This is a genomic window from Paenibacillus castaneae (genome assembly GCF_002884445.1).
Classification (GTDB): domain Bacteria; phylum Bacillota; class Bacilli; order Paenibacillales; family Paenibacillaceae; genus Pristimantibacillus; species Pristimantibacillus castaneae.
This window is the reverse complement of record NZ_KZ614144.1, coordinates 4095918-4122338: the sequence shown is the minus strand read 5'-3', so window position 1 is coordinate 4122338 and position 26421 is coordinate 4095918. Positions and strand designations below refer to the sequence as shown.

Annotated in this window: 20 protein-coding genes; all 20 read left to right on the top strand. The window is 42.6% G+C overall.

The window, feature by feature from the left end; translation table 11 throughout:
• The first annotated feature begins 129 nt into the window (after nt 1-129).
• The 20 genes from CEF13_RS18720 (at nt 130) to CEF13_RS18625 (ending at nt 26365) form a co-directional block, all read left to right on the top strand.
• Nucleotides 130-1449: a glycoside hydrolase family 125 protein gene (locus tag CEF13_RS18720; RefSeq protein WP_102712875.1), complete on the top strand. Its 1320-nt coding sequence runs from the start codon at nt 130-132 to the stop codon at nt 1447-1449.
• A gap of 32 nt (nt 1450-1481) precedes the next feature.
• Nucleotides 1482-2354, top strand: coding sequence for a sugar phosphate isomerase/epimerase family protein (locus tag CEF13_RS18715; protein ID WP_102712873.1), 873 nt, complete (start codon nt 1482-1484; stop codon nt 2352-2354).
• 60 nt (nt 2355-2414) lie between these two features.
• Nucleotides 2415-6338 (top strand): glycoside hydrolase family 2 TIM barrel-domain containing protein, encoded by a 3924-nt coding sequence (locus CEF13_RS18710; RefSeq protein ID WP_146022735.1) that lies wholly within the window; start codon nt 2415-2417, stop codon nt 6336-6338.
• 458 nt (nt 6339-6796) lie between these two features.
• Nucleotides 6797-7729 carry a dihydrodipicolinate synthase family protein gene (locus CEF13_RS18705; RefSeq protein ID WP_243864296.1) on the top strand — a complete coding sequence of 311 codons (933 nt, stop codon included), beginning with the start codon at nt 6797-6799 and terminating at the stop codon, nt 7727-7729.
• 45 nt (nt 7730-7774) lie between these two features.
• The gene (locus CEF13_RS18700) at nt 7775-8734 is read left to right on the top strand and encodes an ABC transporter permease (RefSeq protein ID WP_102712867.1); all 960 of its coding nucleotides are present in this window, start codon (nt 7775-7777) and stop codon (nt 8732-8734) included.
• Nucleotides 8735-8748: 14 nt separating this feature from the next.
• Nucleotides 8749-9636 carry a carbohydrate ABC transporter permease gene (locus CEF13_RS18695; RefSeq protein ID WP_102712865.1) on the top strand — a complete coding sequence of 296 codons (888 nt, stop codon included), beginning with the start codon at nt 8749-8751 and terminating at the stop codon, nt 9634-9636.
• Between the two features lie 15 nt (nt 9637-9651).
• The gene (locus CEF13_RS18690; RefSeq protein ID WP_102712863.1) at nt 9652-11352 is read left to right on the top strand and encodes a type 2 periplasmic-binding domain-containing protein; all 1701 of its coding nucleotides are present in this window, start codon (nt 9652-9654) and stop codon (nt 11350-11352) included.
• A gap of 95 nt (nt 11353-11447) precedes the next feature.
• Nucleotides 11448-12425, top strand: coding sequence for an SGNH/GDSL hydrolase family protein (locus CEF13_RS18685; protein ID WP_208414304.1), 978 nt, complete (start codon nt 11448-11450; stop codon nt 12423-12425).
• Nucleotides 12426-12427: 2 nt separating this feature from the next.
• Entirely contained in the window at nt 12428-13768 is a 1341-nt protein-coding gene (locus CEF13_RS18680) for a sialidase family protein (protein ID WP_102712859.1), read from the top strand.
• An 11-nt stretch (nt 13769-13779) separates the two neighbouring features.
• On the top strand, nt 13780-14475 hold the full coding sequence (locus CEF13_RS18675; RefSeq protein ID WP_102712857.1) for an N-acetylmannosamine-6-phosphate 2-epimerase: 696 nt from the start codon (nt 13780-13782) through the stop codon (nt 14473-14475).
• Between the two features lie 52 nt (nt 14476-14527).
• On the top strand, nt 14528-15409 hold the full coding sequence (locus tag CEF13_RS18670) for an ROK family protein (RefSeq protein WP_208414305.1): 882 nt from the start codon (nt 14528-14530) through the stop codon (nt 15407-15409).
• 29 nt (nt 15410-15438) lie between these two features.
• Complete coding sequence (locus CEF13_RS18665) at nt 15439-15912, top strand: NanQ anomerase/TabA/YiaL family protein (protein ID WP_102712853.1); 474 nt, start codon at nt 15439-15441, stop codon at nt 15910-15912.
• Nucleotides 15913-16137: 225 nt separating this feature from the next.
• Nucleotides 16138-16815 (top strand): FadR/GntR family transcriptional regulator, encoded by a 678-nt coding sequence (locus tag CEF13_RS18660; protein ID WP_102712851.1) that lies wholly within the window; start codon nt 16138-16140, stop codon nt 16813-16815.
• A gap of 63 nt (nt 16816-16878) precedes the next feature.
• A complete protein-coding gene (locus CEF13_RS18655; protein ID WP_102712849.1) occupies nt 16879-17550 on the top strand; it encodes a FadR/GntR family transcriptional regulator in 672 nt (223 codons plus the stop codon).
• A gap of 34 nt (nt 17551-17584) precedes the next feature.
• Nucleotides 17585-19006: an alpha-L-fucosidase gene (locus tag CEF13_RS18650; RefSeq protein ID WP_102712847.1), complete on the top strand. Its 1422-nt coding sequence runs from the start codon at nt 17585-17587 to the stop codon at nt 19004-19006.
• A gap of 58 nt (nt 19007-19064) precedes the next feature.
• Complete coding sequence (locus CEF13_RS18645) at nt 19065-19778, top strand: response regulator transcription factor (protein WP_102712845.1); 714 nt, start codon at nt 19065-19067, stop codon at nt 19776-19778.
• Complete coding sequence (locus CEF13_RS18640) at nt 19775-21127, top strand: sensor histidine kinase (RefSeq protein ID WP_102712843.1); 1353 nt, start codon at nt 19775-19777, stop codon at nt 21125-21127. The genes CEF13_RS18645 and CEF13_RS18640 overlap by 4 nt, the downstream gene beginning before the upstream one ends.
• Nucleotides 21127-21924: a hypothetical protein gene (locus tag CEF13_RS18635; protein WP_102712841.1), complete on the top strand. Its 798-nt coding sequence runs from the start codon at nt 21127-21129 to the stop codon at nt 21922-21924. Before CEF13_RS18640 ends, CEF13_RS18635 begins: the two co-directional genes overlap by 1 nt.
• Before the next feature lie 214 nt (nt 21925-22138).
• Complete coding sequence (locus CEF13_RS18630) at nt 22139-23260, top strand: ABC transporter ATP-binding protein (protein ID WP_102712839.1); 1122 nt, start codon at nt 22139-22141, stop codon at nt 23258-23260.
• Nucleotides 23261-23362: 102 nt separating this feature from the next.
• The gene (locus CEF13_RS18625) at nt 23363-26365 is read left to right on the top strand and encodes an extracellular solute-binding protein (protein WP_102712837.1); all 3003 of its coding nucleotides are present in this window, start codon (nt 23363-23365) and stop codon (nt 26363-26365) included.
• Nucleotides 26366-26421: the final 56 nt, after the last annotated feature.

Genomic DNA, 26421 nt, shown 5'->3' with positions numbered 1-26421 from the left:
CATACTATATCATAACGAAAATAACAATCGTGAATATCCGAAGGCATCTATGAAAAATGATGGCCTGTCTAAGCAAACCATGTAAGGAGAATAGGCGAAATGAACGATGAGTAGGAGGAGCTATGTCATATGGAACAATTTAAACTGCCGAAGGTAAGCATCCCTCGAATGGAGCTTCCGGAAGTGATAAAGCAAGTGCTAGGCGAGGCGGAGGAAAAGCTAGCTCACCGTCCCAAGCTGTTACGCCAGTTTCAGAACTGTTTTCCGAATACGCTCGAAACGACAACGAAGCTGATGGACGATGGCACGACCTTCGTCATTACGGGGGATATTCCCGCAATGTGGCTTCGCGATTCGGTCGAGCAAATCATTCATTACGTACCGTTCGCGAAGGATGATGCGGGGCTGCAGCGAATTATTTCGGGGTTGATCAAGCGGCACTCCATGTATATCAGTCTCGATCCTTATGCGAACGCCTTTAACGAGACGGCCAACGACTGGCATTGGGACGCAAATGATGAAACCGAGATGACCCCTTGGGTTTGGGAACGTAAGTTTGAGTTGGATTCGCTTTGCTTCACTATTCGTCTGGCCTATACATATTGGAAAGAAACCGGCCTAACCGATATATTCGATGAGCAGTTCAAACAGATGCTGCGCGCCATTGTCGGAGTATGGAAAACGGAACAGCGCCATTTCGAGAAATCGAAATACCGATTTATGCGATACAACTGCCCGGCTATAGATACGCTGCGCAATGATGGATTCGGTATGCCCGTCAATTACACGGGAATGGTATGGTCGGGCTTCCGTCCGAGCGACGATGCTTGCGACCTGCATTTCAATATTCCAGCCAACATGTTTGCCGCTGTGTCACTCTCCCAAATGCAGGAAATGGCGAAATGGATGTACCGCGATGAAGCATTTGTTCAGGAAATGAAGCTTCTGGAGGAAGACATTCGCCACGGCATCCAGCTTTATGGGGTGTACAACCATCCAACCTTCGGGAAAATTTATGCTTATGAGACGGACGGCTTCGGTAACCACTGTCTCATGGATGACGCGGGTACACCAAGTTTACTATCGATCCCGTATATCGGTTACACGGACGTCAATGATCAAATCTACCAAAACACGCGCCGTTTTATTTTAAGCAAAGAGAATCCGTTCTATTTTGAAGGGAAAGCTGCGAAAGGGATCGGCAGCCCTCATACCCCGCCGGGATTCATCTGGCATATGGCGTTATCCATGCAAGGCATAACTGCCGTGACAGATGAGGAAATGCGGGAGATGATCGATGTATTGGAAGCGACCGATGCCGATACCGGTTTTATGCATGAGGGCTTCCATGCCGATGATCCGAAACGGTTTACGCGTCCTTGGTTTGCATGGTCGAACAGTCTCTTTGCGCAGCTTATTTACCACGCAATGGTGAAGGGGATTTTGTAACTATCAAATTTGAAATGGGTGGGGTGGAAGCAATGAAAGTTGGTCTTAGCACTTATAGTTTGTTAAACGCTTTGAAGTCCGGGGAAATGACAGTCCTGGATGTTATCCAATGGATCGCTGACAACGGCGGTGAGCATATGGAGATGGTTCCTTACGGTTATACGGTCGAAGACAATCATGACTTGGCGGATGCAATCCGCGAAGAAGCTAGATTGGCAGGTATTGAATTGTCCAACTACTCCATGCCTGCTAACTTCGTACAGGAAACTGAGGAAGCCTTCGAAGAAGAAATGGCCCGCGTCAAGAGACATGTCGATATCGTGCACCGGATGGGCGTAAAGCATATGCGCCATGACGTAACGGCCTTTACTCTGCCGAAGGAACAGATGACCATCGCGTGGTTTGAGGAAAGCTTGCCGCTGATCGTCAAAGGCAGTCAGATCATTGCCGATTACGCCGCGCAGTTCGGAATTACGACCACGATCGAGAACCACGGCTTCAGCGTTCAGGCGAGCGACCGCGTCCAACGAGTTCTTCAGGCGGTAGACCGCCCGAACTTCAAGACGACGCTAGATATCGGCAACTTCATGTGTGTAGATGAAAACCCGATTATCGGAGTAATGAAAAACTTGCCATATGCGTCACTCGTCCACTTCAAGGATTTCTATTTCCGCCCGTACGATGAAGATCCCGGCGATGGGGTATGGTTCACCACAACGCATGGAAATTTCCTGCGCGGAGCGATTATTGGGCATGGGGACATTCCGATCAGAAAAATCGTGAAGTTGGTTAAGCAATCCGGATACGACGGCAATATTACTGTCGAGTTCGAAGGCATGGAGGAATGCAGAGCCGCTTCCAGAATAGCCATGGACAATTTACGCCGATTCTGGCAGGAGGCTTAAAGGAAAATTTCTGCTTGCTTGTTTATTACAAACGATCACCTGAAAGTGAGGCTGTTTACATTGGGTAGGAGACTAAATATTAACGATAATTGGCGTTTTCAAAGAGAGTTGAACAGCACACTTGCAGGAGCGCAGCAGCCCGGTTTTGATGACTCAACATGGCGGCAGATAAATCTGCCGCACGACTGGAGCATCGAATTGGATTTCAACCCGGAATCCCCATCTACTCATGAAGGAGGCTATTTGGACGGCGGTGTTGGATGGTACCGTAAGGCGTTTACCTTACCTTCAACGTTGGAGAATAAGCGAATTTCAATAGACTTTGATGGTGTGTATATGAACAGTACTACCTATTTGAATGGTCAGGCGCTCGGTACATATCCTTACGGCTATAATGCTTTTACTTATGACATTACCGGCAAGGTTTACACGGATGGCAGAGAAAACGTGCTCGCGGTCAAGGTGAACAACACCCAACCGAGCAGCCGTTGGTACTCTGGCAGCGGTATATACAGAAACGTATATCTCACTGTAAAGAATGCCATTCATGTAGAGAGATACGGTACTTTTGTGACATCACCTACTTTGGAAACCGATATTAAGGCTAATAGAGCGGGCGTAAACATGAAGACGAAGGTTAAAAATGTATCAGGCGAGCCGTCGAAAATTACGGTTAAGTCGCTGATTTATGATGCTGATGGGGCTGTCGTTGGGTCCGCAGTATCGGAAGAACAAACCATAGTAACGGGCAAGTCTGCCATTTTTGAGGATCATACCGTTATTTCAAATCCAAAGCTGTGGAGTACTGACATCGCTTATAGATATAAGCTAGTGACAGAGGTAATGGCAGGCGGCCAGTTGATGGATACCTATGAAACAGCCTTTGGCCTTCGATATTTTGGATTTGATCCCAATGATGGATTTTCGTTGAATGGGCGATCTATGAAGCTTCATGGGGTTTGCATGCATCATGATCTAGGGGCATTGGGAGCAGCTACGAACGCTAGTGCCGTTGAACGGCAAATGAGAATCATGAAAGCTATGGGTGTAAACGCAGTTCGGGTAACGCATAATCCCGCATCCCCGGAGCTGATCGAGGCCTGCAATAGCTTGGGATTGCTCGTTGTGGAGGAGGCATTTGACACTTGGAATCAGTCCAAAAAGACTTATGACTTTGGCTCATTCTTTTCCACATGGGCGGAACATGATATTAAGGAAATGGTAAACAAACATAAAAACGAGCCCTCGATCATCATGTGGTCGATTGGAAATGAAATTTATGATACAACTAGCCCCAGCGGAGTCGAAACGGTCCGTCATTTAGTGAAATGGGTAAAAGAAATCGACACAACGAGACCGACCACCATTGGAGAGGATAAAACAAGAGGTGATAAGGTGAATGTCACGTCTCTTGATGAAAATATTGAAGCAATATTCAATGAAGTAGATGTAGTAGGTCTTAACTATTCCGAAAATAATTATTCCGGATACCATCAACGAAATCCTAACTGGAAATTATACGGTTCTGAAACCTCATCGGCGACGCGTTCCAGGGGTGTATATACCCATCCCTATGACTATAATCAGAGTACGATTTATGCTGATCATCAGCAATCCTCGTATGATAATGACTATGTAAGCTGGGGAAGAACGGCTGAGGATGCATGGAAATGGGATAGGGATTCAAAACATATCGCAGGACAGTTTATATGGACAGGGTTTGATTATATAGGCGAGCCTACGCCTTACTATCATTCATTCCCATCGAAGAGCTCCTATTTCGGTGCAGTAGATACTGCTGGATTTCCAAAGGATATATTTTATTATTATCAAAGCCAATGGAGTAAGAAACCGATGGTACACATCCTTCCCCACTGGAATTGGAAGGCTGGAGACTCCATCCGGGTGTTGGTATACACGAATGCTCAGAAGGTAGAGCTGCTGCTGAATGGCAAGTCTTTGGGAGAGCAAAGATTTGATACCAAAACAACCTCGTGGGGTGCTTCTTATAAAGAAACCGCGGATGGCAAGACCTATCTCGAATGGTCGATTCTCTTTATGGAGGGCACATTAGAGGCAGTGGCAAGGGACGAGAATGACCATATTATCTGTAGGGATAAGGTGGAGACCGCAGGAGCCCCGGCAGCTGTAAGACTTACTGCCGACAGGAAGGTGATTGCGTCAGACGGAAGAGACTTATCCTTTATTACGGCGGACATCGTAGACAGTGCCGGTAGAATCGTGCCTACAGCCAACAATCTTATTCATTTCTGCGCTGAGGGTAACGGCGAGCTGGTAGGTGTTGATAATGGCAACGCCGCAAGTATCGAGAGATACAAGGACAACAAGCGTATGGCTTTCAACGGTAAAGCGTTAGCTATTATACAATCCAACAAACAATCGGGCGAGATCATCGTAAACGCAACCTCTACAGAACTTATTAGCGATTCCATTAACCTAGCAACACGGCCATCTACTGAGCGTAGACTGGTATCAGCCAACCTCGTCGTTAATTACACGAATCTTGTAGAGGGCGACATTATAGATCTTGAACTCACCGGAACGCTCGAAACTGGTGAATGTATTGAGTTGTCTAGTTTTGAGCCTTCGTACACGATGGATGGCAGCATCATAACGATTAAAAATAAAAAGTTGTATGCTATTAACGAAGGGCAGGTAAAGGTAACAGCGACAGTGATGTACGAGGGTGTTACTGTAACATCATCAGTGCTTAGTCTAAATATTCTAAAGAATACAGTAGAGAGGCATATTGTGAGCATTGACCCGATAATCCTGATCGTGTATAAAGGCGCAGAACCAAAACTTCCAGCAACTGTAACAGCAAATTATAACATCGGAATCCCTGTTGACCGTTCTGTAACTTGGGAGAAGGTTGATCCTGCCCTTTGGAATCAACTTGGCGAGTTCATCGTGATGGGTGCTGTCAAGGAGACAACGGTTGAAGCTATGGCAAGGGTGTTCGTCAAAGGCGCAGTAGCCGTTGAAAATATTAATATGGCTGTATTGAAAAATCGATTGCCTAAATTACCACAAACTTTAACGGTATATTACAATGACGGAACAGAGGAAGATAAGTCAGTCAGCTGGGGAAATATTTCCGCTGAAAGTGTGAGCAGAGTAACCGAATTTGACGTGAAAGGACTGCTTGCGGGAATTGAACTCAATGCAAAGGCGAGCATCAGGGTGACCGATGAAATAGGCCTGATGCACAACATAAGCAGGGCCAAGAACGGCTATGATTATCCTAAAGCAGAAGCATCCTATACAAGCAGAAAACCAGGCTCCAAAGACTCCATCACGGCCATTAATGACGATGTAATATCTTATGGGGACGATCCGCATAACCGTTGGACAAATTGGCAAAGCGAACCCCGCTCTGGCGATTGGGTTTCCATCACTTTTGGTGATTTTGAGCCTAAGGAATATGACGTAGACAACTTGGAGGTTCATTGGTTTGAGGACAACGAGTCATCTTCTCCTGCTTCTTTTAAAATACAATATATGTATAACGATGCTTGGGTTGATGTGGCCAACATGCAAAGTCTTTCCGAATTCCCTATATTGCATCAAGCCAATTACTATTCGTTTGACCGGGTAAAAACTTCGGCATTGAGGATAGATATGCTCGCCAAACCAGGTAAGAGCTTAGCCATTACCGAGATCAAAATATATGACAAGCAGCCCAAGGCTAGCAGCGAACCGAAGGTTAGGGATATTCTATTAGACGGCGAAAGCATAATTAACGACTTTGTTCATACAGGCAGCAGCTATGAATGCAGCGTAACTATTAGCAGTGCTTCTACTATCCCGCAAATTACCGGAATCAGTGAGGACAATACGAGTATTACGGTGATCCGGGCGGTCACACCATCCAAAGCAACGTTGATCGCCAAATCGGAAGACGGTAAGAAGACAACCGTATACAATGTTACATTTGATCTGAATCCTAACGGCAAGATGTAGTGACGTAGGTCTGCTAGAATGAAATGAAAGCTCATATCCGCCGCGGATATGAGCTGATGCTGCCAAAATGACGATACGTAGAATAAATAAATAAATAAATAAAGCCGGAATTAGAGTGAACAACGATGGCAATCATGCAGTAATCATGCAGTATGATGCGAATTCAGGCTGCGGTGCAGCTATACAACTGCTCGTTGAATAGATGGAGTTATTGGATAAATCGGGTAACTTTTCGCAAAAAATGTATTGACACCTCGTTTGAAAGCGGTTAAATTTGGATGAATAGGGAATTTGTTTTTCTATTAGTTAACTGGTAGGACCATACTATCAAAGTTGCAATATCCTAGTTTGGAATAATAGTAAGTTGTTTAGTTGTTCTCATAGTGGTAGGACCATACTATGATTCTTGTTTTTGAGTATATGTGATTGCCCTTATTTCAAAATGAAAAGTACAACTTATGAAAAGAGATGAGTATGAGATGACTTATGATTTGGACAAGTTTAAAGGTGTATTTGTAGCCATGTATTCAGCATACGACGATTCAGGAGAAGTTGATCAGGACAAAGTAAAAAACCTAGCGCGATATTATGTCGAATCTGGTATTAAGGGTTTATATGTGGGTGGAAGTTCTGGAGAGGGAATTCTTCAAACGGTTGAAGAAAGGAAAAAGGTATTAGAAGCAGTGATGGAAGAGGTTGGCCAAGAACTGACGATTATTGTACATGTTGGTGCTAATTCTACAAGAGAAAGTGTGGAATTAGCCATCCATGCAGAAAAGTGTGGCGCTGATGCCATTTCAGCAGTTCCTGCCATTTACTATCGGTTATCTGAGAAAGCTGTTGAAAATCATTGGCAACAGATGATAAATAGTTCGTCTTTACCGTTTATTATCTATAACATTCCGCAAACAACAGGGTTTAATCTAACGCAAACTTTATTCAAAAAAATGGCCGCCCAAGAAAAAGTGATTGGAATAAAAATGTCCGGTGAAAGTGTATTTGAACTCCAACAATTTAAAGCAAATGCTGGAAAACAATTTTTAGTCTATAACGGGCCGGACGAGCAATACCTAGGTGGAAGAATTATGGGGGCAGATGGAGGAATTGGTGGTACATATGGTGTTATGCCGGAATTATTCTGCCAGTTGGAAGCGTTTTATCAGCAAGGCGCAATTAAAGAAGCTCAGCAGCTGCAAGATAAAATAAATGCTATTATTACGAAACTATTAAGTTTTCCGTCCTTGTATGGTGCATGTAAAGCTATTTTAAGCATGAGGGGTATTGAAACAGGAGCACCACGATTGCCGCTATTGCCAGTCGGAGAAGAGCATATCGTAGATTTGAGAAATCTTAACGAAGAAATTGAGAGTTCAATAAAGAGTTACGCTTAATGATATTGAATCTCCAACTTCATAAGTGATAAGGAAGTGAAAAAAATGGTAACAGAAGCTATGACAGTAAAAGAGACCACAATAGAAATAAAAGCTCCTAAGAAGCCAATCTGGCAACAAATGAAAAAAATGAAATTACTTTATGTAATGCTCTTGCTTCCTGCGGTTATGTTATTTATTTTTAACTACCTCCCCATGTATGGAGTTCTAATAGCGTTCAAAAATTTTTCGCCCGGCCTCGGTATTTGGGGCAGTCCATGGAATAATTTTGAACACTTTACTAGGCTGTTCGAGGATTTCATGTTTATCAGGGCGTTAAAGAATACGTTAATTATTAGTCTATTAAAAATAGTGATTGCATTTCCTGCACCGATTATTTTTGCATTATTGCTAAATGAAATCCGAAATCAAAAATTTTTGAAAGTCACACAATCAATCTCATACTTACCTCACTTCATGTCATGGATTATTCTATCAGCTATGATTATAGAAGTATTTTCACCGCAAAGAGGTATTGTAAACTTCATTATCACTGCTTTTCACGGAAATCCGATAAACTTTTTATCCAGTAAAGTCTTTTTTATACCTGTGCTGATCATAACGGATATATGGAAGGAAATAGGATACGGAGCTATTATTTACTTGGCATCGATTGCTTCCGTTGACCCTTCTCAATATGAAGCAGCAGAAATGGACGGCGCAGGCAGATTTAAAAAGATGATTCATATTACACTACCATCTATTATGCCGATGGTGATCATCTTGTTCATTCTTCGATTAGGTGGAGTCTTGAATGCAGGTTTTGACCAAATCTTGAACTTGTATAATCCGCTCGTCTATGAAGTAGCAGATATTATTGATACTTATGTGTATCGCAGTGGTTTGGAACAATTCCAATTTGACTACGCCACCGCAGTTGGTTTATTTAAAAACATCATTGGAATTATCTTCATATTGGGTGCCAATGCCATCATCCGCAGAAAAAGTGAGCATGGGATCTGGTAGAAAGGGGGAAAAGTATGGTTGGAAGAAAAAGGTTTTCGTTCGTTGAGTGCTTTTTAATGATCGGGTTTATCATTTTCTCGATTCTTGTTCTGTATCCCTTCTGGCAAACGCTTGTTTTATCCTTTTCAGATCCAAACCAAGCTTCTAGCCTAGGACCGAATCTTTGGCCTGAAAAATGGATACCGGATGCCTATCAATTTGTGTTCGGTTATGGGGATATTATGAAAGCGTATGCAAATACGATTGCCCGTACTTTATCAGGAACATTTTTAATTATTGTGTTTACCATGTTGGCAGCATATCCCCTTTCAAAAAAGGATTTGCCATACCGCAATACAATTACAATCTTTTTCTTGATTGCAATGTTTTTCTCCGGTGGAATTATTCCAGATTACTTATTAGTTAAAAATTTGGGGTTATTGGATACAAGATGGGCTTTGATTTTACCAACAGCAGTCAATGTTTTCTATATCATTATTATGAGAAACTACTTCATGACCATTGATAAAGGTATCGAAGAATCCGCATTCATGGATGGAGCAAACTATTTTACGATTCTAATAAAAATCATCTTGCCTTTATCAAAGCCGGTTATCGCAACCATTGCTTTATGGGCAGCAGTGTTCCACTGGAATGAATGGTTCCATGCATTGGTTTATATTCAAGATGACTCAAAAACAGTTCTGCAAATGATAGTAAGAGATATGCTAACTGCTATGGATTTGTCTCAATCTGCCAACGCAGCTGCGATTGGAGGTGGGGGAGGCTCAAGTGAGAATCTGATGTTAAGTAATGTGCGTGCTGCAACTGTTATGATTTCGATTGGACCGATTGTTTTGGTATATCCATTTGTACAAAAATATTTTATCAAAGGTATTATGATTGGATCACTTAAAGGATAATCGAGGAGGAGAAATATGAAAAAAGTGAAACGCTATTTTCTAGGGGCATTCATGTCAGCAGCATTAGTTATAGCTGGATGCAGCTCAAATGCCGGCAATAAGACTGAGGGACCAGTGGATATCTCGAAACTGTCAGAAGTCGGGGATTTCTCGGAAAACCTTACGTTGAACCTCTCTGGATCCATAACCAAAGGTAAGGCTGAAGATGGAAGTTATGTTCAAAAGCGTTTGGAAGAGCAATTCAACGTAAAAATAGTGAACACAAAAGTGGATACTTGGAATAAAGACCAAGTTAACTTAATGGTAGCCTCTGGTGACTTGCCTGATACATTTGCTTTCACAGCAGGTGGGCAAACACCACAGCAATTACATGAGTCTGGCTTAACTAGAACAATTCCGAAAGAAATGCTTGAAAAGTATGCACCGCGTTATATGAAAATGTTATCAGAGAATCCTCCGGGTCCAATTATGAACCTGAAAAAAGGAACAGATGATCAGTATTTGCAATTATTAGGACAATATGCGCATGTTGATGGGCTGCCTTGGGGTCCAACGCTCCGTCTTGATTGGTTAGAGAATTTGGGGATGAAGCCATCAGGAGAAATGAAACAAGTAGGACCAAGCGGCGGCCGTGAAAAGATTTACTTTACTGAAGCAGCTTATACATTGGAAGAATTGGAAGAAATATTGAAGGCGTTTACTTTCGGCGATCCAGATGGCAATGGTAAAGATGATACGTACGGCATTTTACCAGCTAATAATAATCTGAACTGGGCAGCTTCTCTAATGGGTGCTTTCGGATTAGCCAAGGGCTATAACTTGCTCGAAAATGATAAATTAGTTACTACAGAAATCTCACAAAAATATAAAGAGTTTTTGAAATTAATGGCAAAGTGGTATGACATGGGCCTTATTGACCCTGAGTTTACAACATTGGATGAGAAAATGGGCTGGGAAAAATATAAACAGGGGAAAATCGGATATTATATAGCACAGCCTGCTTATATCGCTATGGATGACTGGGCTAAAGGGAGAGCCCCGCAAAACATTGTGGAAAATCCTAATTCTAAAGCAAAGGTTCTAGCAACTGCTCCGGAAATAGGGAAAGATGGCCAACAAGGGGTAGGAGCTTACCTGCCTGTTACGAATTTGGCTGATGCTTTCTATATCTCGAAAAATGTAACAGATAAACAATTGGCTAGGATTTTGCAAATTTTTGATTATATTAACTTTGATGATGAAGCAAGATGGACATTATATGGAGAAGTTGGCGTACATTCCGATTGGGAAGGCGAGCCTGAAAATTCTGCACTTAAAGTGCGTCCGGAATTTGCCGAACAAGAAGGAAATTCAGGATTCTGGGCATACAACTTCCGTACTTATAGTAAAGAAAGAGTCAAATGGTTTACTTCTGCATATACACTGAAATTAAAAGATGAATTTTATGCTCGTAATGATATTAAAGAAAAAATGTTAATTCGTCCGTTTAAATGGGATATTTTAAATGAAACAAATCTAATAGAGGTTTCAAAACGTTATAGTGGGCAACTGAATACGATTGTGGATGAGTTTAGAATGAAAGCAATTGTTGGAGAAATAGATATTGATAAAGAATGGGATAAATATGTTGAAAACTGGATGAAGAATGGTGGTAAAGAGACACTTGAAGAGTTAGAAAAAGCACCTGAAGTGACTGGTCTATTAAATAATAAATAATGCAAGGAAGGCTGCTCTGAAGTGCATATTACTTTAGGGCAATCCTTTCAATAACAACCCCAAAAAAGGAGGAATTAAAAATAAAATCGATTACTTTGAATTCACAAACATTACTAGGAGCCATTTCTCTCGAAAAAAACGATGAATATATTAAACCTTGGAGAATCTTTTATGAAGACAGAGATTTTTTTACTCCGGATATTCTGAACGGCCACGCAGAAATTCCAGCAGGGGTTAGAATTGTATTTGAAACTACTTCACCAACAATAACGGTGGAATTCGCTCCATCTCAAGCTGAATTAGAGTTTGATATTGAAATAGACCAGCATTTACTTAAAACCGTAATTGTTCATCCAGGCGATTCATCGTTCACGATGAATAACCTCTCAGAAAAGAACAAAAAAATTGAAATTTATTTATCTCAACAAGAACGGGTCTCCTTAAAAAATGTATATATTGACGACCATGCAGACTGGGGCATTCATACATCAACGAGAAAAAAATGGCTTACATACGGAAGCTCCATTACGCAATGCCATGCAGCTGAAAGCCCTTCGCAAACATGGCCGGCCATTACTGCTAAAGAATTGGATTTAGATTTAATTTGCCTTGGCTTCAGTGGACAATGCCAATTTGAGCCGATGATCGCACGGACAATTAGGGATACACCTGTAGACTTCATTTCATTAAGTGCAGGAATAAATACTTACGGTTGGAATTGCTATAACCATCGAACATTCCAAGCTATCATTATTGGATTTATTAAAATTATTCGCGAAAAACAGCCAACCGTTCCAATTGTATTGTGTTCATCAATTTATGGGACCTTTAGAGAGGAAACACCTAATCTTGTTGGATTTACTCTTATCGAAATGAGAAAACAAGTGAAAGAAGTTGTCGATATATTCAATAAAAGTGGTGATAATCAAATTTTCTATGTGGATGGATTAGAAATACTGAGTGCAGAACATGAACACTTACTCCCAGATGGGCTGCATCCTGATGCTGAAGGATACAAACTGATGGGGAGAAATTTTGCGGATGCATTTAAACCTTATAAAGGAGTTAATTAAACATGCCGAATATTGAAACGCAAGCCGTTTTTTATCCGAATTTAGCGGGTTCAAGAGCCTATCGAATTCCATCGATGATTACAACAAGCAAAGGAACAGTGATAGCAGGGATTGATGCAAGGATTGTAGACCAGACGGACAATCCTAACCAGATCGATGCTACAATCAGGCGAAGCGAAGATCATGGAAAAACGTGGGGACCCGTTCAAAAGCTTGTTGCTTTTGCCGGGGAAGGCTTAGATGGTGCAGCAGCTATTGATACATCGCTTTTGGAAGACGAAGAAACAGGTACTATTTTTATGCTTTATATGCATACACCTGGCGGAATTGGTCTTTGGGCAAGTGAGTCTGGTATTGGTTTTGATTCAGATGGCCGCAGGAAGTTATTTGATCAAGAAGGTAATATGTATTTACTTTCCGAAGATGGAGAAGTTTCTGATTCTGAAGGTAATGGGACTCATTATACCGTTGATAAGAATGGGTATGTATTCAAAGGCGAAGAAGCCAAAGGAAACATTTATTATAAAAAAGGCAGCGATCCAAATGAGAGTCTGCTAGAAGCCAGAACGTCATTTTTGCAAATCATTCAAAGTGAAGATGATGGACTTACCTGGTCCAAGCCAAGAGAATTAAACCTTATGGTTAAAGAGGAATGGATGCGCTTTATTGGATCCGGACCCGGCTGCGGAATTCAATTAAAGCATAGTGAAAAAGCAGGTCGCTTACTATTTCCGCTTTATTTTTCGAATGAAGCAGGCCATTTATCCTGTGCTTGCATGTATAGTGACGATCACGGAGCTACTTGGCAGCGTGGAGAATCTCCGAACGACGGAAGAGAATTGGACGGTGAAGTTCTGTCTGCGAAGACCATCTCTGAAGGCAAGCAGTATTTGACAGAATCACAGGTCATTGAATTGCCGACAGGTGAATTGAAATATTATTTGAGAAATCACTATGGACTTCAAAGAACAGCTGTTACAACGAGCACAGATGGCGGGGAAACATGGGGTGAAGTTACGTTTGATATGGCACTAGTGGATCCAATTTGCCAATCAAGTGTCGTACTTTATCCTGATCAAGGAGATGGGAAGGTACGAGTCTTATTCTCAAATCCGGATGATGAGAAAACAAGGATAAAGGGAACTGTGCGCCTCAGTGAGGATGGCGGAAATACTTGGCCATACAGCAAAGTGATTGAAGACGGATATTATGGTTATTCCTGCTTAACCGTTCTTAAAAATGGTGACATTGGTGTTCTTTATGAACGGGTATATGATTACTCTGATTGGAATAATATGGATATTCAATTCGGAGCGTTTACATTAGATTGGTTGAAATCATGAGGGAGCAGAATATGACAGACACCGACATCATCGATTCGCTAAAGGGAAAACTTATCGTTTCATGTCAAGCGTTAGAAGATGAGCCGCTTTATGATCCTTATATCATGGCGAAAATGGCTTTTGCTGCGAAGGAGGGAGGGGCTTCTGCAATTAGAGCGAACTCGGTACAGCAAATACAAGCGATCAAGAAGGAAGTCGATCTTCCGATTATAGGAATTATCAAAAGAGACTTTCCCGACTCCGATGTTTACATTACGCCAACCCTCGAGGAGATCACTGCGCTGTCTGAATCCGGAGTTGATATCATCGCCATGGATTTTACGAACAGGATCAGGCCATACGGAGTAGAGCTTCCGAATTTTATACAAGATATTAAAAAACATTATCCCAAACAATTAATTATGGCGGATATATCAACCTTTGAAGAGGGAGTCATGGCTGAAAAACTAGGTGCAGATCTTGTATCGACTACACTATCCGGCTATACGCCTTATAGCCAGCAAAGCGATGACACTGATTTGGAACTTATTCGAAATTTGAAAGAGGTCTTAACGATTCCGATTGTTGCAGAAGGCAGAATCTATAATCCAGAAACAGCAGCACAGGCTATACAACTCGGGGCGCATGCCGTAGTCGTAGGTGGAGCCATTACAAGACCGCGTGAAATAACAAAAAGATTTGTTGCAGCTCTAGTTAATTCACGGTGACAACAAATCATTTAATAGAGGTTATACATTCTTAAGGGAGAATGCTATGCGAGTGTTGGGGATTGATATTGGTGGTACGAATATAAAATCAGGAATTGTTGTAGACGGTGTTGTCAGAGACTTCCATGAAATGCCTACGGAAGCCTTCCAAGGCGGACAGATGGTTATGAATAAAATTTTGCGCCTAATTACAGAGTATAACAATTTTAATAGAATTGGTATCAGCAGCGCCGGGCAAATTGACCCTGCAACAGGGCAGGTTATCCATGCAACCGATAATATCCCGGGTTGGACGGGGATGAGGATAAAACAAATTGTCGAGGAACAATTTTCTGTGCCGACTTGTGTTGAGAATGATGTGAATGCAGCGGCAATTGCGGAAGCCTATTATGGGGCCGGTAAGGGCAAAGGCAGCATGGTATGTTTGACTTTCGGTACAGGAATTGGCGGGGCAATCGTTGAACAGGGAAAACTCTATCATGGCAGTGCCTTCTCTGCAGGGGAATTCGGCCATATCACAATTCATGGCAGTCATAGAGATTGTACCTGCGGAAATAAAGGATGCTATGAGGTTTATGCTTCTACAAAGGCATTAATCAATCTGGCAGAAGAAAAATTAGGAATTTCCGAAGGGTTAAATGGCAGAATGCTCATGGCGATTGCTCAGGAAAACAAGAGTGTTTATACAGACGTTATTAATCCTTGGCTTGAGGAAGTTATTCTAGGACTTAGAACCTTGATCCATATGTTTAATCCAAGTCTGATTGTACTTGGAGGGGGCATTATGGAGCAATCTTATATGTTGGCGTACATTCGGGAACATATTCAGAGACAAATTATGCCGAATTTTAGAAACGTAGTGTTCTTGCCTGCCAAGCTGGGCAACCATGCCGGGATAATTGGCGCAGCGCATTTAGCTATGAAGATGGAGTGAGTTCACATTCAGCGAGGGGGTTCTAGCTTATGATCATAGGAGATTTAAAGCGTGACGCACAAGATGGACATGCACTGCATGTTGTGTTAAAGGAAGCCATACAATATTTGCAGGTGACCGATTTTTCAGAATTGGAGAATGGTATCCATCCGTTGAACGGTGATCTGATGTATGCCAATGTGATGGAATATACAACAAGATCTGAATCCGACGTTCCTTTTGAGAAGCATGATGCGTATATTGACGTGCAGTATATCATTACGGGAAGGGAAACAATCGGATGGGTAAGTTATGACACGCATATGTTGGCGGATGAGGACCAATTGAAAGAAAAGGATTATGCGCTTTTTCATCAAATGCAAGCATCCATGTATGTCCCATTAGGTGATGGGCGCTATGTAATCATGTTTCCTGATGATATGCATCAGCCTTCCGTTTTTGAAAAAGCAGGTCTTCCGGTTCGAAAGGTTGTAATAAAAATTCACACAGATTTGTTAAAGTGAAATCTTCAACTGATTAGAACTCTCAATGGCGCTCAAGCGGGAAGTAGTTCTCTTGCTTGAGATATTCTCTAATGAGGGTTCTTTTTTACTATATATTAACTCCTAATTTGGGGCTTGACTTTTACCATCAACGTTTATGCAATGCAAGTGTTATGATATTATGGCTTAAAGGAACGATGGCCTTACCACTTTCATGTATTGCATAAATAGGTAGGAGGATATGTAGTGATTAGTAAAAAACAAACATTGTCCAGCATTGTTAACGAACGCATCAAAAATTATATTGTGGAAAACGATTTGCGCTCTGGGGATCGTTTGCCATCCGAAAAAGAAATGATGGATAAGTTAAATGTGAGCAGAACAATCGTTAGAGAAGGACTTAAAACCTTACAATCAAATGGAATCATTGATATTAGACCAGGTAGTGGAATTTTTGTTAAAGAAGTTTCAATTAGTGATATCTTTGAACAAGTTTCATTTGGCATGAAAGTGGACAAGGTGAAATTCAAAGAAATCATAGACACTCGAATTATTATCGAACAGGGTGCAATTGAACTGGCGATTGAGCATTATGACGTTAGTAAGATTGACAAACTTATCTATTGGAATAATGAGATCAACGAAAAGATTGAACACGGTATAAAAGCAAAGCATGAAGATATGCAATTTCATTCCGCCTTATTTTTCGCGACTGGGAACGAAACTTATTTTCAGTTTTCAAAAATAATAAATGCATACTTTGACATGAATGATTTTGAAAGAATAAATGAACTTTCTGATTTTAAAACTGCCTATGAAGAACATCAAAATATCATCCATTATATTCTCAATAAAGATATACATTCAGCGAAAAATGAAATGAAAAAACACTTAAGCCCTCTTTACCATTTCATCGATAGGTAAACTAAAGCTGCTCGAAGACTTAATAAATAAAATACTATCATCATTTAAAAGTCGGTGAATATTATGAAACCCATAGAAGAAAAAGAAAGATATACACTTAGCAAAATAGTGAGTGATCACTTAAGGCAATATATTATTGATAAAAAACTTAAAACCGGCGAAAAGCTTCCAGCTGAACGAGAACTAGCTAAAATGATGGAAGTTAGCAGAGTCATGATCAGAGAAGCACTGAGATCGTTAGAATCAACTGGCATCATTGTTATTCGTCATGGTGAAGGGGCCTTTGTCAATACAAATGATTCTAGTGTAATTCTAAATCATTTACTATACTTCTGGAAATTGAATAATGAGAAAATTAATGAATTATTCGAACTTAGACTACTGCTGGAGACGGCGGCTGTTGAGCAAATCATATTATCTGGAAAAGTCGACCATCTAAAAGAGTTAGAAAATATTATTGACAGAATGAAAGAAACAAGTGATTCAAAGAAGTTTCAAGAGTATGATATTGAATTCCATAGCTGTCTAATTAAAGCCACTGAAAATGACCTATTTGCGCAATTAACAGACATAATTGTGGAGTATTTTTCCAGCATTTCTCATTCTCAAATGGATCAGACAGAAAGAGACAAAACAGTAAACGAACATCAGTTAATTGTTGAGGCAGTGAAACAAAAAAATAATAAACTTGCGCTCCAAATTTTAAAAGAACATTTAGAATACTCGAAAAAGTAAATCTTGGAAAAATGACTTTTAGGGAGATATTGTCATGAATGATTTGATTAAATACGCTGCGCAAGTGAAACCTTCTGAAAGACAACTGGCCTTACAGGAAATGGAGTTTTATGCGTTTATTCATTTCACAGTAAATACATACACGGATGCAGAATGGGGCTTAGGAAACGAAGATCCTTCCATTTTCAACCCGGTGGAATTTGATGCAGATCAGTGGGTGGAAGCATGTCTTTCGGCTGGAATGAAGGGACTAATCTTAACTTGTAAGCATCATGATGGTTTTTGTCTATGGCCAAGCCAGTATACGGAGCATTCCGTGAAGAACAGCCCTTGGAAAAATGGAACAGGCGATATCGTAAAGGAAGTTGCGGAAGCCTGTCGCAGGGGCGGCATTAAACTAGGAATCTACTTGTCTCCGTGGGACAGGCATGAACAAACCTATGGTGACTCGCCACGTTATAACGAGTACTTTCTCAATCAATTAAGAGAGCTGCTTACAGGTTACGGCGATATTTTCTGCGTCTGGTTTGACGGTGCCTGCGGTGAGGGGCCGAACGGGAAACGCCAACAATATGATTGGGAGGCTTATTATGCCCTTATTCGTGAGCTGCAGCCGAATGCGGTCATATCGGTTTGCGGTCCCGATATTCGTTGGTGCGGGAACGAAGCGGGTCATTGCCGATCTTCAGAATGGAGTGTCGTTCCGGCTTCTCTTAAAGAGAATGAAAGAATTCAAGAAAAATCACAGCAAGCGGATGATCGGGAATTCGCGATCAGATACGATTCCAAAGATGATGATCTTGGCAGCAGAGAAGTGATTCAGCATGAGAGCGAATTGGTCTGGTATCCTGCTGAAGTTAATACATCAATTCGTCCAGGTTGGTTTTATCATGCTTCAGAAGATGATAAAGTCCGATCTCTTGATGAGCTGTTGAACATCTATTACAATTCGGTCGGCGGAAATGCGACATTTCTGCTGAATCTCCCTCCAGATACTCGGGGACTTATTCACCAAAACGATATGGAGCGTTTAAAGGAGCTTGGGGATGTAATCCGCTATACGTTCAGAACCAACCTGGCGTCCAATGCTGCCGCCAAAGCATCCGAGACGATGAACGGTTGCGATGCGACCAATATGCTGGATGGTAACCGCGATACATTCTGGGCTCCTGAAGAAGGCACAGAGCTAGTATCAGTAGAGGTTGATTTGCAGAATGAACTCATGTTTGACCACGTTGTGCTTCAAGAACACCGATACGGACAACGAATTGAACGATTCGAGCTGGAATATAAAGACGGTGATGAGTGGATTCCGTTATATAAAGGCACGGTTGTCGGCTACAAGCGCATATGCCGGTTTGATGCCGTTGTTTCGCGATTCATACGGATGAAGATCACCGAATCTAGATGGTATCCGAAGGTTTCGACTTTTGAAGTTTATATGAGTAAAAGCTAATATTGAATGCGTTTTCGTGTTGGATCGACTATCGCGGAAATTTCGAAGGAGAATTGCATTGGATATTTTACTTGTCGAAGATGATGAAGCTATTCGTGATGTGTTGAAATCATACTTACTCAATGAAGGCTGGAACGTAAGAGAAGCGGATAATGGCGGGCAAGCGCTGCAATTGGTTGAGAACTTTAAAATCGACCTTGTTGTGCTGGATTTAATGATTGGTGGGATTCAAGGGGAGGAGGTATGCCGAAAGGTCAGGAAGTTCTCCAAAGTGCCAATCATTATGATTACATCCAAAGTGAAAGAAATCGATACGATAAACGGCTTGAATCTGGGCGCTGACGACTATATTACGAAGCCTTTCCGAACAAAAGAAGTTATCGCTCGTATTTACGCTTTAAAAAGGCGAATGGATATGTTCTCAAGCGATAATATGAATTCGGTTACCATGAAACGCTTCAATCGCGGGCGTTTTATCATCGACTACACAACAAACGATGTTTTTATAGATGGGAAAAGAGTTGATTTGACTCACACTGAATTTAAGCTGCTAACTGTTTTGACGAAAGCCCCGGGGAAATTATTCAACAGGCATGATTTAACGTACGAGGTCCACGGTTACCGCAATTTAGACGTAGGACGGACGATGGACATGCACATTAGAAATATAAGGAGTAAAATCGAGGCTGATCCCAAAGAACCGGTATATATCGTAACGAAGATCGGTTCTGGGTATAAATTTGATTTTCAATCCGAAGCGGTGCATGCATGAAACATTTCTTGACCGGAACAAGGTTTGTTCTATTTCTCATATTTATTTGTTTATCTGCTATTTTGTTATCGGCTATGTATTATGGGGACTTAGGTTTAAAGGAACGGTCACTGCTTGAGTACCGGAAGCAGTATTACGATGACCAAAGCCGAAAGCTTGCTTATGCCTTGCAGACCCATATTCAGACCGAGTCACTATCGGATTATGATATTCAATTGTTGAATGATTTTTCGGCGGTTTATTCGTTCGCCATTCGTTATTATGCGCCTGACGGCAATACTCTTTTGTTCGAATCGATGAATAAACATCCCGAGGTTGTAGAACGGTATGAATTTGAAGTTCCCATCATGGTGAAAGGGGATCTAGTTGGATACGTAAGGTCTTATTTTGATTTGAGCAAGAAAAGCCCCTCTTACTATCCGGGCTCTGAGATGGAATCATCTCAGGGCAGTTCGATCATTTTTGCATGGCTGTTGATCTTTTCCGTCCTCTTAAGCTTTTTTATGGCCAAGAGACTATCCCGATCGGTCATTGCGAGCAGCAAAGTTGCCGACCTTATCACAAACGGTATTAGGGGAACGGAAATTCCAGTTACAGGGACAAGTGAAATGAAGCAGCTCGCCAATACGATAAACACCTTGGTTGCTGATTTCAAACGTCATGAAGATTGGCAGAAGCAGATGATGCAGGATTTGGCGCATGAGATTAGAACGCCGCTAACCTCCTTGCATTCTCGCATTGAAGCGATTATCGATGGTATACATCCGGCGACGGAGGAAAATTGGTACAAGATCCATACTGAAATCGACAGGCTGTGCAGACTTTTGGACGATTTGGAAAAACTGTCGGAAGCAGAAAGCGCGCGCTTTCAACTGAATATTCAGCGGGTGGATATGACAGAGCTTCTAAGAGACGTTTACGAAGGTTTTTTGTATATGGGCAAAGGGAAAGGAATTCGTCTAAACTTTCAAAAACCGTATTTGCCTTGTTATGCTGAAGTTGATCCGGATCGTATCATTCAAATATTATCAAACCTGTTGTCCAACGCAATTAAATATACGCCGTCTGGCGGGACAGTAGAAATCGGTTTAAATCTCACAGGAAACGAAATTGTTATTTACTGTAAAGATAATGGGATCGGCATTTCAGAGCAAGATCTCTCGTCGATATTCAACCGGTTTTACCGGGTAGATAAATCCCGGACAAGGAAGAACGGGAGCGGCGGAATAGGTGTCGGCTTAAGCATCGCTAAAGTATTGGTAGACGCACATGGGGGGAACCTCGCCGTAGAGAGTACATTGGGCGAAGGCTCGAGATTCTATTTCAACATATTTTCAGGAGGCGACTGATGGTACTGCAACAGGCATTTAACCGGCTTCATCGCAACATATGGATTGTTTTTTGCCCGATTATACTGGATGCGATCTCATTATTAACCGGATGGTACTTTATCGGCTTCAGCGGCGAATCCCGATTATCGTGGCGAGTCATTCTGGAGATGGGGATGCCGTCCTTGAGCCACTTGCTCAATACACCGCTAATGGCAAATCAGATCGAGTTTTTGAACAATCCCGGAAATTCCTCATTTGCATGGATCGCTGTCGCTTTGATTCTGCTTGCGTCTGCTTACGTACAGGGAGGATTTATCTCTCTGCTTAAGGGCGCGGCTGACGGTGAAAAAACTTCGTTCGTTCAGTTTATCCGTGACGGACGCAAATACTGGGTGCGTTTTATTGGGCTTTATGTGATGGTAATGCTAGCGAAGGTTGCGGTTACGTCTATATTGGTTATGCTGTTCGGAGTTGCCGGCGTACTCGCTTCTCTCATGGTTTTTGTTGCGCTCAGGATTCTGTTCATCTACTTGGAATTTACGATAGTTGTCGATTCGAAGAGCATGGATTATTCACTTCGCCAGAGCCGACATTATTTGAAAATGTCCATACCAAGGACATTTACGATGATTTTGTTTATGTTTCTATTCTCTGGCGCTCTTAGCGTGCTCATCCATTGGATCTGGCTGCCGATCGCGGTCATAACGGGTATCGCTGTATATGCGTACCTAATGACGGCGATTCAGCTAGCTTTTATGATCATTCTAAGTCGAGCGAAGGAGATGGATGAACCGGCTGCGTTCATAGCGGCATAAATTTTTATATATTTCTAAGAAAACCACCTCTCACCAGGCCGATTCGGTTCGGGTGAGAGGTGGTTTTTTGTCGGTTATTATTTTACCGAAAAAAACCTTTACACTACATTGACACCATAGTTGTTAATATAAAAACATTGAAAGCGTTTTATTAAAAGAGTTGCAGACAACCTTATCCTATGTTGTATCCAAGTGCTCAAGGAGGCGTTACCATTTGGCCAAGATACTTTTTAACCACGTATACAAGCGATACGGTAAGTTCGAAGAATTAGCCGTCAACGATTTCAATCTGGAGGTGGAGGATCAAGAGTTTCTCGTGTTCGTAGGCTCCTCCGGATGCGGAAAATCGACGACGCTTCGCATGCTCGCCGGGCTCGAGGATATTTCCGAGGGGGAAATTTATATCGGAGATACACTGGTGAACGATGTTCCACCCAAAGACCGAGACATTTCAATGGTATTCCAAAACTATGCGCTTTATCCGAATATGACCGTGTTTGAAAATATCGCTTTCGGATTGCGCCTGCGCAAAATGCCAAAGCACGAAATTGAGCTTTCGGTGAAACGGGCGGCGCGCGTACTGGAAATTGAGAACTACCTTCACCGCAAGCCGAGAGAACTGTCTGGGGGCCAGCGCCAGCGCGTAGCACTCGGGAGAGCCATCGTGCGGACACCGCAGGCGTTTCTCATGGATGAGCCGTTGTCGAACCTGGATGCGAAGCTTCGCGTCCAAATGAGGACGGAGATAATCAGCCTTCACAAAAAAATTGGATCTACGATTATCTATGTCACGCATGATCAGGTGGAGGCTATGACGATGGGAAGCCGGATTGTCGTTATGGAGAAAGGCGTCATTCAACAGCTGGATACGCCAGAGAACGTCTATAACAAACCGGCTAATCTATTTGTCGCGAATTTTATCGGCAATCCCCCGATGAATTTCATGGAAGGCCGTCTACAGGAAACAGATGGCGTTCTTGAATTCCAAACGAGACGCTTCGCACTCCGAATTCAGGAGAAGGAAGCGCATCAGTTAAGAAACCATCATCAGTTGGTAGGTCGAACGGTTATTATGGGCATTCGTCCTGAGCACATAAGCTTCGAGGAAATCGCGCTTCAGGCTTCTGAACATTCGGTCGTTAGCGGCGTGCTGCATATGAACGAATTTATCGGTTCCGATCGTTATTATCACATGGAAATCGGTACTCCAAAAATGGTTGTTGCACGTGCGCATCCGCGCTATCACTTCGATGAGGGAACACAGGCATCATTCGCCATCGATATGAGTAAAGCATTGTTTTTCCATAAAGATACGGAAAAGCTGATAAACGATTAAAGCCTGTGCTCCACAAAACTTAGCGTATGCTTTCGAAGTGAGTTTTGTTGCGAAGAAACATCGGGGAAGCTCTGCTCCACAAAACTTTTAGGAGGTTAATTGATGACAAAGGGAGGTAAAAAGCCTTTTGGTTTTCGGCTGTTAATCATTTGTCTTTCGATTGTGTTGATCGGCACCCTGAATGTTACGGGGAAGACGGACAGCAAGCGAGCCGTTTATGCCGAATCGGAGCGGTCACCAGGTAAGTCTGACGAGATAGGTGAAAGCGCTTCATCAGGTCAGATAGAGCCTTATTATGAGGAAGTGCGGAAGAAATGGGAAGCAGACAAGATTCCTTCAGGCGGAAAGCAATATATCATCGAAGCAGCGGGCTATGTAAGAAAGTCCGACGATGCAGCTGTCATAACTGATATGTACCAAGGGCAAAAAGATGTGCTCCTATGGTCCTCTCCTAAGGGCTGGGTAGAATATGAAGTTGAAGTCGAACAGGAAGGCTTGTATGAGATCGTCGCCGATTACGCCCCGCTATCAGATGACAATCGCAAAAACCGGCGTCCATCGATATTGTCAGCAAAAGTAAATGATGTGTATCCGTTTCGGGAAGCGCGTTCCATGTCATTTGAAAGGGAATTTAAAAATCAGCCTCAGAGGTTCGATACCGACGGCAATGAGCTGCAATCGTCGATCGAAGAAATCGAAGGGTGGAAATCGAAGCCGTTCCGCGACTCCAATGGAGCTTATGCGCTTCCTCTGCTCTGGCATTTGCAGAAAGGCCGGAATGTGATACGCATTGAGATTTCGCAGGAGCCGTTTGCGGTCAAATCGTTTACGATAAAGCCGCCAACTGTCATACCCGCATATGAGGAAGTGAGGAAGACATACCCTGCCATATCTTCAATAGGCAAAGAAAGCATCGTAATCGAAGCGGAACAATTCAGCAAAAAAAATTCCACTTCTATTCAGGCGCAATATGACCGGGATGCGCTTACCACACCGAAATCATTGAAATACAGGTCTTACAACACATTAGGTGCATGGGGTTGGTACAAGGGCGGACACGCGGTAACCTGGGAATTCGAAGTGCCTGAAGATGGGTTGTATAAGATCGGCATGCGTATGAATCAAAATTTGCGGAAAAACTTGTCCGTATCGCGGTCGATTTACATCGATGGGAAAATTCCGTTCAAAGAGCTGCAATCCTATTCTCTTCCTTACACCTCCACTTGGAAAGGATACACGATCCAAGACGATCAGAATCAACCGATGGAATTTTATTTGTCGAAAGGGACTCACACGATCATGATGGAAGCCGGATATGAGCCTTACATGCCGGTTATTACGAAGGTCGAGCAGATGGTCGCTACGCTGAAAGAAGTGTTGGAACAAATCAAATCCGCTACGGGAAATCGTCAGGACGACCAGTTTCGCGTATGGGACGTCGAGAAGGAAATTCCAGGCGTCACGGACCGATTGAAGCAATTGCAAGAGCAGCTTATCGAACAGGTTGGGCAGCTGCGAGCGATTAATAAAGATATTGACAGCGTTGCCCAAACGTATCGCTCAAGTGCGAAAGATATCGAAGAACTGCTTAAAAAGCCTGAAAAGATCCCTACCAGCCATCTGACTTTGGGGGCAGTACTAGAGCAACTGCAGGAGCAATATCGACAGCTTATGGATGCTCCGTTGCAGGTAGATAAGTTTTACATAACGCCTGTGCAGTCTTCTTTTCCTAAAATGGAAGCAAATTTTTTCGAAAAAGTAACCGGGATGTTCGCGGCGCTTAGATACTCGTTCGAGGACCGGAACCAGCTCGGCAAGCAAAATGGAGATGTATTGAACGTCTGGATGATGATGGGAAGAGACTACGTCGATGAGCTGCAGATGCTTGCCGATGAGAAGTTCACCCCTGAATACGGCGTACAGGTGAAGGTGAACCTGGTACAGTCGCCCGACCTATTGATCCTTGCGAAAGCTTCGGGTATTCTGCCGGATATTGCACTGGGGGTTCCAGGAAATATGCCGTTCGATATGGCGCTAAGAGGAGCGGCTCTTGATATTACAAAATTGCCTGGTGGCAATGAGCTCATTTCCAAGTATCATCCAGGCGCGATGCTTCCGTTCTATTACAATGGCGGGTATTATGGCATTCCTGAAACAACGAGCTTCAAAGTGTTGTTTTACCGGAAAGATATTTTAAAAAAGCTCGATTTGGAAGTACCGGATACATGGGACGATGTATATAAGATGATTCCGACGCTTCTGCAGAAGCAGTACAATTTCTACGTTCCTCCGGATGACTTTTCGTATATGTTTTTCCAGAATGGCGCCGATATCTATACGCCGGATGGGATGTCTACCGCACTGAACAAGCCAGAAGCTTTCGACGCATTCAAGAAATGGACGGATTTATTTAATATTTATGGACTTGAGCGGCAGGTGCAGAGCTTCTACAACCAGTTTAGATCAGGAACGATGCCGATCGGCATCGCTGATTTCAATATGTATATGCAGCTGATGGTTGCTGCGCCGGATATTTTGAACGAATGGACAATTGCCCCGATTCCTGGTACACGGCAGCCGGATGGATCGATTATAAGGTGGGCTTCCGGAAGCAATCCGACAAGCGCGATGTTATTTAATGACACACCTGAGCAGAAGCGCGACCTTTCATGGCAATTTTTGCAATGGTATCTCTCAGATGAAACGCAAACGGATTATGGCTTAAACATGGAACAGTTCCGCGGCGAAGCTTTCCGCTGGAATACAGCGAACGTACAAGCTTTTGCTAACATGCCTTGGAAGAAGGAAGACTTGAAAGTCATCCTTGAGCAGTGGAAATGGTTGAAGGATGTACCGAACGTGCCAGGGGGGTATATGTCGACCCGAGAGCTGGCTAATGCGTGGAACCGGGCGGTTGTTCTGGACAGCCAAGCATTGGAGACGCCGCGAATTGCTTTGGAGAAAGGGATCAAAGCAATTACAGGGGAGCTTGTCAGAAAACAGCAGGAGTTTTATTTCAGAGACAAAAACGGAAAAGTGATAAAAACGCTTGATATTCCACAGATTCAGGAACCATGGAAAGGAGCGGATATCGATGTCGAATAAGGTGCAAATCCGTTCCCGGCAATACGCTGACTCTTCTGTCAGAACCGGAAATAATG